Consider the following 14,915-nt stretch of genomic DNA (forward strand, 5'->3'; position numbering starts at 1 on the left):
ATAGTCGCCTATATTTTCAGGTTCCGATAAGGTATACCTTGGGGACCGCTCAGGGCATTGAAAACCACTTATACTCCCTTCATACCATCGCCGCAACAGCCATTTTTTATCTATCTTTCGGCGTATTTAGGAGAGGCTTTCAACCTCCCCTTACCATCCCGGGCCCTTCCTGATCAGGAAAAATATTAACAATAAATTCTAAGGAATAGTATGAACGGGTTATAAATGTGTAAATTAAGAAAAAAAATATCAACGAGTAGCCTAACTTTAGTTAACCCTGCCCAATTATAGTAAATGGAACCCAAATTAGATAATAATAGAAGCACTGAGGCCAGTCACCTTCAAGCAGAAAAATTTATTATAGGTATAGGGGCATCAGCAGGGGGGATGGAAGCCATTCATGAACTTTTTGATTATACCCCTACGGATGCGGTTTCTTACGTCATCGTGCAGCACCTTTCTCCGGATCATAAGAGTTTTATGAAAGAGCTGCTCATCAAGCATTCCAAGTTAAAGATCCATGTGGCTGAAAACGGAATGGAGGTAAAATCCAACTGTGTGTATGTCCTGCCGGAAGGCAAAAACATGACCATATCCAAAGGCAACCTTATATTAAAAGACAGGCCCGGTTCCACACCCAATTCTGCCATAGACATATTCTTCAATGCCCTCGCCGAAGACCTGGGAAACAAAAGCATAGGCATAGTCCTTTCTGGCAATGGGGCAGATGGGACCAAAGGGATAGAGGCCATAAAAAAAGAAGGCGGTATGGTGATCGTACAGGATCCTGCCTCTACGGATTATAAGGACATGCCTAAAAATGCCATAGCTTCCGGCTATTATGACCACATACTTGCCCCTAAACTCATTCCCCTACAAATTGTAAAATACATCAAACAAAAAACCTTGGCTGGAAGCTTATCCCTTCCGCTATCTGATATCAATGAAGCAGCGCTGTCCAAGATCCACGGACTGATAAAAAACAGTACCCCACTTGACTTTTCGGAATATAAACAGCCTACCATTATCAGGAGGATCACCAGAAGAATGCTGGCCAGAGATGTGGAAAATATAGGAGATTATATAGAAATTCTGAAATCCTCTCCGGAGGAAATTGAAATCCTGTCCAACGACTTTTTGATCAGTGTGACCACTTTTTTTAGAAACAGGGAAGCATTTGAAGTGATCTCCAAAAAGGTAATACCTGACCTGGTCGAGCAGAAATTACGGGTAGATATTTTAAAACTATGGGTGATAGGTTGTGCTACAGGGGAGGAAGCCTATTCTCTGGCCATACTGATCAAAGAGTACCTGATAGAGGTAAAGAAAGATATGGAGGTGAAAATATTTGCATCTGACATAGATCAGGAAGCGTTGAACAAGGCTTCTAAAGGATGCTATCCGGAGAGTATCAGTAAAGACGTGTCGGAAAAACGGCTCAACCTGTTCTTCACAAAGGAAGGCCATGAGTATAAGGTAAAGGATGCGATCAGGAAGATGGTCATTTTTGCCAAGCAGGACATCATACATCAGCCCCCTTATGGAAAAATAGATCTCATCAGTTGCCGTAACCTGATGATTTATTTTAACCCCACCCTACAGAAGAAAATATTTGCCACTATAAATTATTGTCTCAATGCTGAAGGATACCTTTTTTTGGGACCCAGTGAAGGTATAGGAGACTTGAAGAAAGTATTCATCGAAATTGACAAAAAATGGAACATATACAAAAATACGGAAGAGAATAGAGAGGCTCCCTTTTATGCCTTCGATCCAAAACGCTTGAAAATAAAGAAGCATTCCTATACTTCCAGGACTTTGAAATCCCGTAAAATCAATCTTACCGAAAAATTGCCCACACTGCTGCACTTATCTACACTTGAAGAAACGGCCTATTCGGCAGGGGTCGGTGTAGATGAAAATTTTCAGGTCACCCTGTCGTTTGGCAATATTGAAAAATTCCTTCTGCCAAGGCTTTTTAATAACCAGCTATTGGAACTGTTACCCAATGAATTGGCCATCGCCACAGGATCTTCCATCAAAAAAGCAACAAGGGAAAATATAAACGTAAGACTTAACGATATCACTTTTATGTCAGATGACCAGGTTCGATCGGTCAATATATTGGTCAAGCCGCTAATGGAAGAAGACAAAACGGGGCAAAGGATGGTGTTTATATATTTTGCCGAGGGGGAAGCTAAAAACAACTCCCGAGGGAAAGGAGAAACTTTTGATCTGGAAAAATATGCGGAGAGCTATGTGAAAGAGCTGGAGCAAGAACTTGCAGAAACAAAGCAAAGGCTGCAGGAGGCATATGAGTCTATAGAAGAATCGCAACATGACATCCAGTCCTACAATGAGGAACTTCTTTCAGGAAATGAGGAGATGCAAAGCTACAATGAAGAACTACAGTCCATGAACGAGGAATTGAATACGGTGAACCAGGAATACCAAACCAAAATAAAAGAGTTGGCCGAATTGAATGATGATCTTGATAATTACTTTAAAAGCACGCACATCACCCAGATATATGTGGACCAAAACATCATACTGAAAAAATACAACCCGATTACTGTAAAGCAGATCAATATCAAAGAAAGCGATGTAGGAAGGCCTTTGGCTGATATCTCTACCAATATCATATTTTCAACTTTAATAGAGGATATCAAATATGTAATAGATAACCAGGTAGGCAGAGAAAAGGACATTGAAACTACGGATGGCCGGTGGTACTCCATGATGATAGTGCCCTATATAAGGTCTCAGGACAATAAAGCAAACGGTGCTATCCTCACTTTCAACGATATCACAGAAATGAAAAGGACAAATTTCATCATACAGGAAGCAAACAGAAAGCTGTTGGAGATCAATAAGGAGCATGATACCTTCATATATGCTGCCTCACATGACCTTAGGGCTCCTTTAAACAATATGGAAGGCCTGCTTGATCATATTAGGGACAGTGGTGACCTTGAAGAAGTAAAGACATATACCGTTCCGCTGATAGAATCTGTTATAAGGCTGAAAGACACGATAGCAGAGTTGTCAAAAATCGCATGGATAGATCAGGAGATAGAAATGTATGAAAAGGTAAACCTCCTTCAGCTGTTGAAAGAGGTGAAGCTGAGTATCAATGATTCTTTGGTGAAATCAGGCGCCAAGATTTGGGTTGATCTTAAAGAACCGAGTGTTTACTACTCCAAGAAAAATCTGAGAAGCATATTTTTAAACCTCTTAAGCAATGCTGTCAAATACCGGTCAGCAGACCGAGAGCTATCCATCGTGATCAAAAGCAAAAGAGTTGATCATACATTTGTTTTATCATTTGAAGATAATGGTATCGGTATAAAGGAGGATAAGATAGAAGAGCTGTTCTCCAAATTTAAACGGGTCCATGATGATAAAATAAATGTAGAAGGATCAGGACTGGGTCTCTATCTGATAAAAAAGATCATCACCAATACAGGGGGCTCCATAGGGGTGGAAAGCAGCTATAACCATGGCACCATATTTACTATTACCCTTGCAGAAACGCTACAAAATCCTTAAAAAGATAGTTTTATTGGAAGGAGGTATCCCTATCCGGCATAATGATGATGGGTATAAGATTACAAAGACCCCAAAGTGTCAGCATGCTTTGGTTCAGTGCAACATCACTATCATAGAGGCAACCTTAGCTTAGGATCCCAAAGGAACCGGAAGCGAATGTAAAACTGTGTAGCAAAATCTGCATGCTAGCTAAGACATAAATACTCCGGGTATTTTTTTAATATTATGGTTACCCGACTTTTTTATCCTCGTACCTATGGTTACAGGTTTTATAAAACAGGAGATAGAGGCATAATTTTTAGCTGCAGCCCATTATACCATCACCATATCCGCTTATCACTTATCGCTCATAGTATTGTGCAAAGGCTTTAACTTTTGCATACCATGTTATCTGGGTTTTGATCCAGTATAAGACGGCTGCTATTCGGTATGTATAAGCGTAAACATAAACTTCCCTTATGCTACCCTTTTGGCATAAAGCATTGCACTTCAGTCTAAAAAAAATGGGACTAGGCTCAATATCCTGGCCTTTGAAGGAGCTTATATATTAAGCAATCTTTATGAATGCTTAACATGTTAAAAATTAACATTTCTGCCACTTCCCTGAAAATAACTTTGCGGTATAAGGGTATAAAAATTCACATATAATAATACACCTATCGAAATATGAAAAATATTAGACTGTTTTTACTATTGCTGTTTTGTATTGTTTGGGGCAACTCATATGGTCAGCTCATCCATGCTTCTATCTATGGTACGGTGAGAGATGAACAGGGCAACACATTGCCGGGAGCAACGATCTTAGTAAGAAATGAAAACACAGGTTTTACCGCCGGTACTACCAGTGCGGCCAATGGTAGTTACGAGATAAGGCAAATGCCGCTCGGTGACGATTATACCGTCTCCTGTAATTTTATAGGCTTCGGCGGCCAGCAGAAGATGGGCCTCAGTCTTAACCAGGGGGATAATGTCCAGCTCAACTTTGTATTAGAAGAATCTATGACTGAGCTGAGTGCGGTTAGTATCAATTCCAACCCTATGACGGGCAGAATAGATAGGATGGGAGCCTCTACCGCAGTTACGGCTAAAGACATGAACGTATTACCGGTCAACGGGAGGAATTTTACTTCATTAATGGATCTCTCACCTGTAAGTAACGGGGGGAATTTATTGGGCCAATTGGCTTCTTCCACCAACTATACTATAGATGGGATGACCAATAGAAGCCCGCTCTCCAGTGGGACTACGACCAGGGGGCCGTTTTCGATATCCATGGAGGCCATCCGAGAGTTTGAGATCATTACCAATGACTATGATGTAGTAAACGGCCGCTCAGGTGGGGGCAATGTAAGTGTGGTCACCAAATCCGGAACCAACGAATTTCAGGGCTCTGCATTTATTTTCAATCGGGCAGACTGGCTTTCCAGCCCATATGATACCAGGGGAAATGAACGGGAACAGGAGTTTTCCATCCAGCAATATGGCTTTACCCTAGGAGGGCCTATCCTAAAAGATAAATTGCACTTTTTCTTGGCCTATGATGGTCAGATGGATGCAAGACCGTTATTTATAGCTGATATAAGAACACCTGAAGATGAAGCCCGGTACAATATTTCCCAAAGTTCTCTGGATAACTACTTGCGTACAGCCCGTGAATTATATGGCGTGGATGCCTCAGCACAAACCGGGAGTTTTCCGGTAAGGAGGGTAACCCATACCATGTTTGGTAAGGTAGATTGGCAGCTAAATGCCCATAACCTTTTGAGCATACGGAATAATTACACCAGGGATTTGAATTCCTTGGGCGTAAGTGACAATAGCAGTATCAATCTTTACGAAGTGTATGGTGATCACTTGTCCACGGCCAACAGCTTTTTGGCTTCCTGGCGCGCCATAATCAATAATAAGTTTACCAATGAGCTGAAAGTTCAGCACTTGTATACCCTGGACGATGGCAGACCAAACCAGCAGCTTCCGGCAGAAAACATTCCCAGAGCCATAGTAGAACGGGTGGCTTCCGAAATAGGGGGCAATACGGTCAATACTACTGTACAGCTGGGGGGGCAGAGATACCTGCCGGAAAGGTTTGAGTCGAATGTATTTCAGGTGGTCAATAACTTATACTATACCACTGGTAGGCTAAGCTATACTTTTGGGGTGGATTTGATGCTCAATAACCTTAGCTCTTTGGCGACCAGTGAAATGAACGGACGGTTCTTTTTTCTGGGTCAGCAAAACTTTGAAAACCTTACCCCGTACCGTTATGCCCGTGAAGTGGCAGTGGTAGATCCGACGGTGGATCAGCGTATCCTTGCTTCCGGCATTTATGGGCAGGCGCAGTACAGGGCCCCCAGGGGCATGGATTTTACCTTAGGGCTAAGGGCGGACTATACCGATTATATGGACAAGCCGAATTTCAACCAAACGGTGTTCAATGACCTGGGACTTAGAACGGACAACTCCGCCAGGGGACTTCAGATTCAACCACGGTTTCAGTTCACCTGGGACGTCAATGAACGGCAGCGGGACATTATCAGAATCGGTGGAGGTATGTTTGGCTCGAATATGAACAATTATGCCATGGTCAATAACCTGCAGTTTGACGGCACCAAAATTTACGCCGTAGATATCCAGGGGGAAAACGTACCCACGCCGGATTTCCCTGGCTACAGGAACAACCCTTCTACTGCGCCGGGAGCAGAACTGTTTGACCTTCCAGGAGTGGAAAGGTTGACCACCATCAATATGAACAATGAAAACCTTAAGATTCCTATCATCTACAAAGCGAATATATCTTATAACAAGTTGGTCTCTGACAAAATAAGGGTCGGTGTCAATTTCATAGCTTCACTGGGAAGAAACAATTACATGTATATTGACCGGAACCTGGTGGACAACCCCTATTTCCGACTTGAAAATGAAGCTGATCGCGGAGTATTTGTACCTGCTGCATCTATTACGACAAGTGGGGTGACGGATTGGACACAAGGTAGAAAATCAGAAAATATAGGCAGGGTACTGGAGCTCGTGAGTGAGGGCAAAAACAACACCTATTCCTTTATATTAGACGGTACATACCGGTATTTCCGCGACGGGCAGATTACCGGTAGCTACACCTGGAATGATACCAGGGACAATACCTCCTACAATGGCAATGTGGCCAATAGTGCCACACTAACACAAATGGTAGTGGATGATCCCCGGGATTTGAGCAGGATGCAATATTCAAATGTGCATTTTAGGCATAAAATCGTGCTATATGGCAATCTCCCTTCTGTTTGGGGTATCAATGTAGGTGTCCGTTACTCAGGGCTCGGAGGCACTCGTTACTCTCTTCGTGTCAACGGTAATGTGAATGGTGACTTTGTCAACTCCAATGATCTGGCCTTTGTATTTGACCCTAATAATTCGGGCTATGGTGAGACTTTCGATCAGGCCATGACGGCTGTGCTGAACAATCCGGATAACCTCGCAAAAGAATACATAAGGAACAGTATCGGTAGGGTAGCTGAAAGAAACGGCGGTATTAACGGTTTTTTTGGATCATGGGATATCCGTATCACTAAAAAGATACCGTTTTATGGCCAAAAATCCGGTATTGAACTAGGTGCTGATCTTTTCAATGTGGCCAATCTGATTGATAGAAACAGAGGCCTTACTAGAAATCTTGGCAATCAAAACCTGCTGAACATCTCAGGGTTTGATCAGGCTACCCAGCAGTACAATTACCTGGTGAACTCCAATGTAGGAGTGGTGGTGCCCGGGGGGAACCCCTTTCAGTTTCAGCTGTCGGGAAGGGTTTATTTTTAAATGGTATAACTATTAATCTAAGGTGATGATCTGTTCAAATACAATGAATATTTGGCTTTTATCGGTTGCTTTGCAGCTGGTTTGTTTCAGTGGCATAGCGCAGGAAAAAAGGCTGTCCGACCATGTAGTCCTGATCTCTATCGATGGTTTCCGCCCGGAGTTCTATTTGGAAGAAAAATGGCCGGCACCGAATTTAAAGCAGATGGTCCTGGAAGGCACACATGCAGTGGGTGTACGTGGCGTTTTTCCTTCGGTAACCTACCCTTCGCATACCACCATTATAACAGGCCAGATGCCTGGAGCCCATGGTATTTACTATAATGTGCCATTTGATCCTACCAAGCAAACCAAGGATTGGTATTGGTATGCCGATTCTATTAAGATGCAAACGCTATGGCATGCCGTAAAAGAAGCTGGGCTGAAAAGCGCAAGTTTCATCTGGCCGGTATCAGTAGGTGCTCCTATCGATTATAACATCCCGGAGTTCTGGGATGCTGCCGAGGGCCACGGAAACACCGGTCCGATGCGGAGCATGGAAAGCCCAGCAGGTCTATTGGCAGAAATGGAAAAGGCAGTTCTTGGCGAATTAAACGAAAGTACGTTTAATGGTGACTACCTCAACAGAGAAGATCGAACAGGTGAAATGGCTGCCTATGTCCTAGAAAAATATAAACCTGACTTTACGACCGTTCATCTGATCGCCACTGACCATTTTCAGCACTCGGAAGGCAGGGAGGGACCAATGGTGTTCAAATCATTGGCAGCCATTGACAGGGCCATTGGCAAAATAATGGAGGCGGCAGAGCGCGCCGGCATAGCGGACCGGACCACCTTTATCATTGTGGGAGACCATGGTTTTGTGGATATCCATACTTCCTTAAGCCCCAATATATGGCTGAAGGATGCCGGTCTGTTAGAAGACAAAGAGGATAGGGGAGATTGGAAGGCCGTTTTTCATACCTCAGGGGCTTCAGCTTTCTTGCACCTTAAGGAGGTCAATGATGAAAAAACTGTAGCGGCAGTCAGAAAATTGATTGAGGATCAACCCTCGGATGTAAAGCAGCTGTTTAGAATCGTGGAAAGAGAAGCACTCGACAAAATAGGAGCTGATCCCAATGCAGTTTTGGCTTTAGCCCCTATAGAGGGGATATCGATGTCCGGAGCTCTTGCCGGAGAATTATTAAAGCCTGCCAAAGGTGGGACACATGGATTCTTCCCCGATTTCACAAATATAGAAACAGGCTTTGTGGCTTGGGGTGCCGGTATTGCTGAAGGAAAGGAAATTAAGAAGATGGGATTGGAGGATGTCGCCGGTATCGTAACCAAGCTGCTCAATCTTAAAATGGATATCCCAGCTACTAAGCTTTCAGAAGTGTTTGTTAGATAGTACCAGAAGAGGAAACCGCTGAAGCTAAAGCAATGCTGGTTAGCCTCCAGGATTTCACTTCATGGCAAAGACAAAGGTTCAGTTTATCTCATCACTATTCTTCATGAGCAAAGGATACCGGTATCTGTGTGGACTAAAAGTGGGGAATAGAATCGGCCTGACAGGACTTTGATCTTTGGAAGATGCATGATGCATAAGATGTACCTTGCCGTAACCCAAAATTAACATAAAAGTCATTTTAGATAAAGCCATGTTACCGGGATATTAAATTTAATTGCCGGATAGGGAATAGAACTTTTATCTGCTTTAAAATATGGAACTTGTAATGCTATTTTACAGGCCTATGAACTTAAGAAAACATATTCAGGACGTCATACGGCCTGAAAATATAGATGCTATAGTGAGTGAAAGGTTTTATAAAAAGGGAGAATATATATACATGCCCCCAGCTAAACCTAACGAAATGTTTCAGCTCGAATTAGGCGTGATCATGATAGGTTCTTACAGCCCTGTGGGGGAGGAAGTATGTTATGATATATTATATCAAAAGGAAATATTTGGCAATATGAGGTACCTTAACGGGCAGTTTTCAGAATTTGCCAAAGCCGCTACAGACTGTAAACTCATTACTTATGAACTTCAGTTTTATAAATGGATGATCGTCCATGAGCCCATTGCTTCTGAATGGTTCAATAAAATGGCAGTTTCTCGCTGGTGCAGGATGGAAAACCGCTTATTTAAGGTATGTACGCTCACTCCGGCCCAGCGGCTATTGGAATTATATAACGAACTTAAATTAGAAGCCACAGATGCCCAACATAAAAAAGTAGATCTTCCCTCCATTTTAAGCGATACAGAGATAGGACAGCTCTGTGGCCTTTCCCGTCAAACCGTGTCCAAACTTTTAAAATCATATCAGAGGGTACATAAGATCCCTCTGTTTAAAAAGAAAAAACTTAAACAGTATTTAAAATAATCAGTATGAACATAAAATTCCAATTGCCATTCCTTATAATTTTATGCTGTGCCTGTGTTTGGACCTCAGAAGCCCAGACCAAAATGAACCAGATGCAGCAGATAGAGCTGATCGCTTTTGGATCCTGCAATAAACACGATCTCCCTCAGCCTCTCTGGAAACCCATCCTGAAAGAAAAGTCAGATGTTTGGATTTGGCTTGGTGACAACGTGTATGGGGACACTCATGATATGGCCCTTCTTCGATCAAAATATTTGGCCCAAAAGGAGCATGAAGATTATAAAAAACTAAGGACAAGCAGTAAGATTATAGGTGTATGGGATGACCATGATTATGGCATCAATGATGGGGGCATACATTACACCCAAAAGGACAGTTCGCAACAGTTAATGCTGGATTTTTTGGATGAAGCAAAAGATAGCCCGAGGCGAAAGCAGAAAGGGGTGTATGCATCATATACCTATGGAGTGGGGGACAACAAGGTTAAGGTGATTCTCTTAGATACCCGTTATCATAGGGATACCATCTTAATGGAAAATAAAAACTATGTACCAAACCTAGAGGGATCTCTTTTGGGAGAAGAACAGTGGGCTTGGTTGCAAAAAGAACTCAAAAAGAACGATGCATCGGTAACCCTGATCGCCGGCGGGATTCAGTTTATCCCTACTGAGCACCCTTATGAGAAATGGGATAATTTTCCCAATGAAAGAAAACGCTTACTGGATTTAATCTCTACTTCCAAAGTAAAAAATCCTGTGCTCATCAGTGGGGACCGCCATATAGCGGAGATATCTTTACTAAAAAATGAACAGTTCCCAAATGGTCTATATGAAATCACTTCTAGTGGACTCACCCATACCTGGAGGGAGTACCGGGAGGAGTACAATCCATATAGAGTAGGGAAAATGATAGCAAGTCTGCATTATGGAACTGTGGCATTTGACTGGTCTGAGAACCGTATGGTATTTCAAATCAAAGGCGAGCAGGGCCAAACCTTCCTTGAGCAACAGATCTCTATAAGGTAATATGGAGATCTATTCATTGGGTACCATACAGGATATTGGGGTCGGTGAAGGCTGTATACCAGTAGAATGTCCCCGATGGCCCCTATACACAGCACCACTGTCTGCAAATGCCTTCAGTTCCTCATGTGATACAAGTTGAAACCTGCCCTTACCCAAGATAGGATACCGGCATGCCTAACTGTTGTTCTATTTATACAGGTTTAATGAAAGCGGCCCACGTGGTCATACTTTCTTGCGCTTCTCAAGGGCGTTTACATTGAAGGTATACACTTATGTTTCCAAATTGACCCATGCCGGATCAGCGCTATCCATATCTTCATTAGTCTATTATTATGAAGGTATCGGTCAGAAACTGCTGATTACTGCTTTATGGAAAATTAAATGAAATACCAAAAATAAGTCGCTATCTACCTGCTCATACCATTTTTTCGCATCGCGTCTACTTTTTTATAAGGACTTATCTAAAAAAGGGAAATAGGATAAATTATTTTTTTAATATAAAATAACTCGCAAATATTTCCTCAAATTCTTATTATTTGATATATATTTTATTTTGGGTTATTTTATATTACCATAAAAAATTTCTTTTCAAATAAGTTTAAAATATAGAAATTATTTTTTTTAGTAGGGAGGTTATACATAGTTAGTGATTTTGAATACCAATTCGTGTTACCTAAATCCAGATAAATGTAATTAATTTTTATTTTTATAATTTGTCATTTACTCATTTTTTATACTATAATTTCAAAAATCTATAGACGCTTTTGTGTCTAGAATATCATTATGGTCAGTGTAGTTTCACATTTACTAATATAAATATTCTCTTAATAAACATTACTAATTAACAATATCTAAATATTTATTTATTACCAATTGATCAGCTTGCTTATGTTTAATGATTACAAAAAAATACTAAAGGTGAAAATCCTTTGCCTGATTTTACTATTAAGTGGTATATCCCTAAGTGCACAGACCATTGCCCTCCCTCCTGGTGACGGTACACCGGGAAATCCATTTAGAATAGCAACCTTAGAACATCTTCAATGGATGGCCATTACTCCTTCTTCATGGAATCATCACTTTGAACAGGTAAATGACATTGATGCTTCCGATACTAAAAACTGGAATAATGGAGAAGGTTGGATTCCAATTGGTTGGGAAGTTCCCTTCACAGGATCTTATAATGGTAAGGGGCATGCCATCCAGCATCTTTACCTTAATAAAAATGAATTTGGTAGCCATATTGGTTTTTTTGCTCATATCGAAGGTGCCAACCTGTCCAATATGAACTTGGTAAAAATAAAGTTAGAAGCTTATTCTAAAGACAGACAATTTAATATGGCCGGATTGGTAGGCAATGCTGTCAATGCAACTATTAAAAATTGCTATGTATCAGGGACACTTCATAATAACGGAGGATTTAATAAAGTAGATAAACTCATTGGCCAAAACGATGGTGGGACGGTCAGTGGATGCTCAACTGACCTTGAGATCATTAATTAAAAAAAATACAAGTTTAAAAAACGATATATGAATAAAACTTTTACTTATCTATTAAATCCAAAATACTGGCAAATATTTTTATTGGGAGTGTTTTTGGTAACAGGAGCGTCTTTGCGGGCACAAACAGCCACCAGGGTTTCCGTATTTAATTATCCCAATTTAAATGGGACAGGAACAGGCTGTGGTCATGAAAACTACAACCTGATCAGCATTATAAATCTTTTGCCTGATTATGATGTGGATGCTAGTATTGTAAGCTTTGCTAACCCCACGCTGCTCGCCGACCAACTGGACGCGAGTACTTTTTTCTTTATGACGGACATGGAAAGCCAATCACCTGCCAATTCAACATTTTTTCCTGTTGCCTCCAGAGAAGTATTCCGTAACTGGGTAGAGGGTGGAGGTGTAATGGTGATGACAGGGACCTATGGCCCTAATGATACTGATTTTTTAAATCTCATTTTTAAATGGGATTTAGGAACAGTGAATGGTTCAAGCTGGGCTAAAAATTATGCCAATACTAAAGATACTCCTTTTGAAGCGGTAACAGCTACCAGTTTGCCTAATTTAAGTGCTACGGATGCCATTAGACGAAATTCGGTTCCTGGTTTTACTACGATGTGGGGTACTGATAACGATGCTGTAGTGGCTGTGATACAGTATGGCGCTGGATATGTAATCTTTATGGGTTTTGATTTTTATAATACAGGACCTTCTTGCCCACAATATAATTCTGCTTGGGTACAACAGATTATTCCGGCAGCTTTGGAATATGCAGCAGCCCTTTCAGCTTCCATATCAAATAACACATTTGATAAAGCTGAATTAAACTATAAATTTAATCAAAATGCTACGGTCCACTATATTTTGGTGCCTGCCGGATCTCCTGCACCCACATCGGCCCAAATTGAACGCGGCGAAAATTATGGGGATGTCGCTATTGTCAGCAGCGGGAAAGATCCTGTGACGGCCAATCAGGACCAGAAAATTACGTTCAGTGATTTGGATTATGGCACCAGCTATGATGTGTATGTGGTGTTTAAATATGATGACGGAGGAACATTGGTTTTCTCAGATATTAACAAATATAATTTTACAACCCTTCCTAATGACGCACCTGTATTTGATAATTTGAAAGATCATGTAATCTGTGTCAATGAGTCCATTTCTTTTGACTTGACTATCGTTGATGATTTTCCGGGTGATGATACATTTACAGTAAGTATAGTCGCTTCCAATGAAATGCTTTTTAAGGAAGACATGATTTTGGTCAAAGGTTCTAATAATAAACGGAACATTTCCCTGGTACCTGCAGAAGACCAATTTGGGGAATCTGTTTTTACAATAGAGATTAAAGATTCGGAAGGAGCTTCTACTATTAAAACCTTTAAAGTGGTAGTAGTACCCTACCCTGTGATTGCTTATACTATTGATGAAATTGATCTCCCGGTAGGAGAAGCTATTGAAGATTTGGTCCCCAAAAATACCGGAGGTGAGGTGGCTATAGGTGGATGGTCCATCTCCCGATCTTTGCCTGAAGGTTTGCATTTCGATACCAATTCCGGAAGAATAAGTGGTACACCGACGAAGGTCTCACCGAAAACCTCCTATACCGTTACCGGGACGGCTAAAAATTGTGGGGATAGCTTTACATTTGCTATCGGGGTTAAAGCCAGACAGGTGATAACTTTTGATGAGATACCTTTAAAATCATATGGGGATGAAAGCTTTTTATTAGGTGAGGCAAAATCTTCAGAAGGGTTTACCATTACATATACTGCAGACGATCCTGAAATGGTCAAAATTGAAGGTAACCAAGCGACGATCCTAAAAGCAGGAAGTACAAAAATCACCGCTAGTCAAAAGGGAGATGAGTTACATTATGCAGCACCAATAGTGGAACAGATTTTAACTGTAGAGAAGGTGGTGTTGATAGTTAAAGCTGATCCACAGGAAAAAGTTTATGGGGATGAAAATCCTGAACTTACATTCCAGTACAGTGGATGGGTTATCGGTGAGGAAATTATTGATACGCCTCCGAGTATCATGACAACGGTGGACAAGACTACCGAAGCAGGCAGTCATGTAGGAGTGATAACCATGAGCGGTGGGGAAGACACCAATTACACGTTTGATTTTGTACCAGGTACTTTTAAAATCACCAAGGCTGTATTAACAGTTACGGCGGATCCTCAGGGAAAAGTGTATGGTGATGAAAACCCAGCACTCACATTTCAATACAGCGGATGGGTCAATGGAGAGGAGAACATTGATACGCCTCCCAGCATCAGCACCACTGTAGACAGGACCACTGTGGCAGGCAGCTACAAAAATATCATCACCCTTAGTGGTGGGGAAGATAACAACTACACATTTGATTTTGTGTCCGGTACTTTAGAAGTTGCTAAGGCGCCTTTAACCGTCAGGGCTGAAAAGAAAACCAAGGTTTACGGTTATGAAAATCCGTTGCTTACTTTTCATTATGAAGGTATGGTTAATGGCGAGACGGAGACCCATATTAAAGCAATGATCCATACAACGGCTACGAACAGTTCGTCGGTAGGGACCTATCCTATAACTGTTTTTGGAGCTAATGACCCAAATTATGAAATTACTTATATAGCGTCGTCCCTGGAAATCACCCAGGCTTCCCTTACGATCCGTG

At 41.5% G+C, this 14,915-nt stretch carries 7 protein-coding genes; all 7 read left to right on the top strand.

Annotated features, from left to right (window positions below; genetic code table 11):
* Positions 1-294 precede the first annotated feature (294 nt).
* Complete coding sequence (locus EL17_RS21925) at positions 295-3,549, top strand: CheR family methyltransferase (RefSeq protein WP_051720347.1); 3,255 nt, start codon at positions 295-297, stop codon at positions 3,547-3,549.
* 666 nt (positions 3,550-4,215) lie between these two features.
* A complete protein-coding gene (locus EL17_RS21930) occupies positions 4,216-7,359 on the top strand; it encodes a TonB-dependent receptor (protein WP_035079752.1) in 3,144 nt (1,047 codons plus the stop codon).
* Between the two features lie 43 nt (positions 7,360-7,402).
* A complete protein-coding gene (locus EL17_RS21935) occupies positions 7,403-8,746 on the top strand; it encodes an alkaline phosphatase family protein (protein ID WP_035079755.1) in 1,344 nt (447 codons plus the stop codon).
* Positions 8,747-9,089: 343 nt separating this feature from the next.
* On the top strand, positions 9,090-9,722 hold the full coding sequence (locus EL17_RS21940) for a Crp/Fnr family transcriptional regulator (protein ID WP_164675222.1): 633 nt from the start codon (positions 9,090-9,092) through the stop codon (positions 9,720-9,722).
* 5 nt (positions 9,723-9,727) lie between these two features.
* Positions 9,728-10,747, top strand: a complete 1,020-nt coding sequence (locus EL17_RS21945; RefSeq protein WP_035079761.1) for an alkaline phosphatase D family protein — start codon at positions 9,728-9,730, stop codon at positions 10,745-10,747.
* A gap of 918 nt (positions 10,748-11,665) precedes the next feature.
* The gene (locus EL17_RS21950) at positions 11,666-12,250 is read left to right on the top strand and encodes a GLUG motif-containing protein (RefSeq protein ID WP_164675223.1); all 585 of its coding nucleotides are present in this window, start codon (positions 11,666-11,668) and stop codon (positions 12,248-12,250) included.
* Positions 12,251-12,277: 27 nt separating this feature from the next.
* Positions 12,278-14,915, top strand: a 2,638-nt coding sequence (locus EL17_RS21955) for an MBG domain-containing protein (RefSeq protein ID WP_035079780.1), incomplete at its 3' end; no start/stop codon positions are given.

This window comes from Anditalea andensis (assembly GCF_000714815.1).
Classification (GTDB): domain Bacteria; phylum Bacteroidota; class Bacteroidia; order Cytophagales; family Cyclobacteriaceae; genus Anditalea; species Anditalea andensis.

What these genes read in the sequence shown, in the direction of transcription:
- EL17_RS21925 (WP_051720347.1), top strand. Translation starts at nt 295, where the DNA reads ATGGAACCCAAATTAGATAATAATAGAAGCACTGAGGCCAGTCACCTT.
- EL17_RS21930 (WP_035079752.1), top strand. Translation starts at nt 4,216, where the DNA reads ATGAAAAATATTAGACTGTTTTTACTATTGCTGTTTTGTATTGTTTGG.
- EL17_RS21935 (WP_035079755.1), top strand. Translation starts at nt 7,403, where the DNA reads ATGAATATTTGGCTTTTATCGGTTGCTTTGCAGCTGGTTTGTTTCAGT.
- EL17_RS21940 (WP_164675222.1), top strand. Translation starts at nt 9,090, where the DNA reads ATGAACTTAAGAAAACATATTCAGGACGTCATACGGCCTGAAAATATA.
- EL17_RS21945 (WP_035079761.1), top strand. Translation starts at nt 9,728, where the DNA reads ATGAACATAAAATTCCAATTGCCATTCCTTATAATTTTATGCTGTGCC.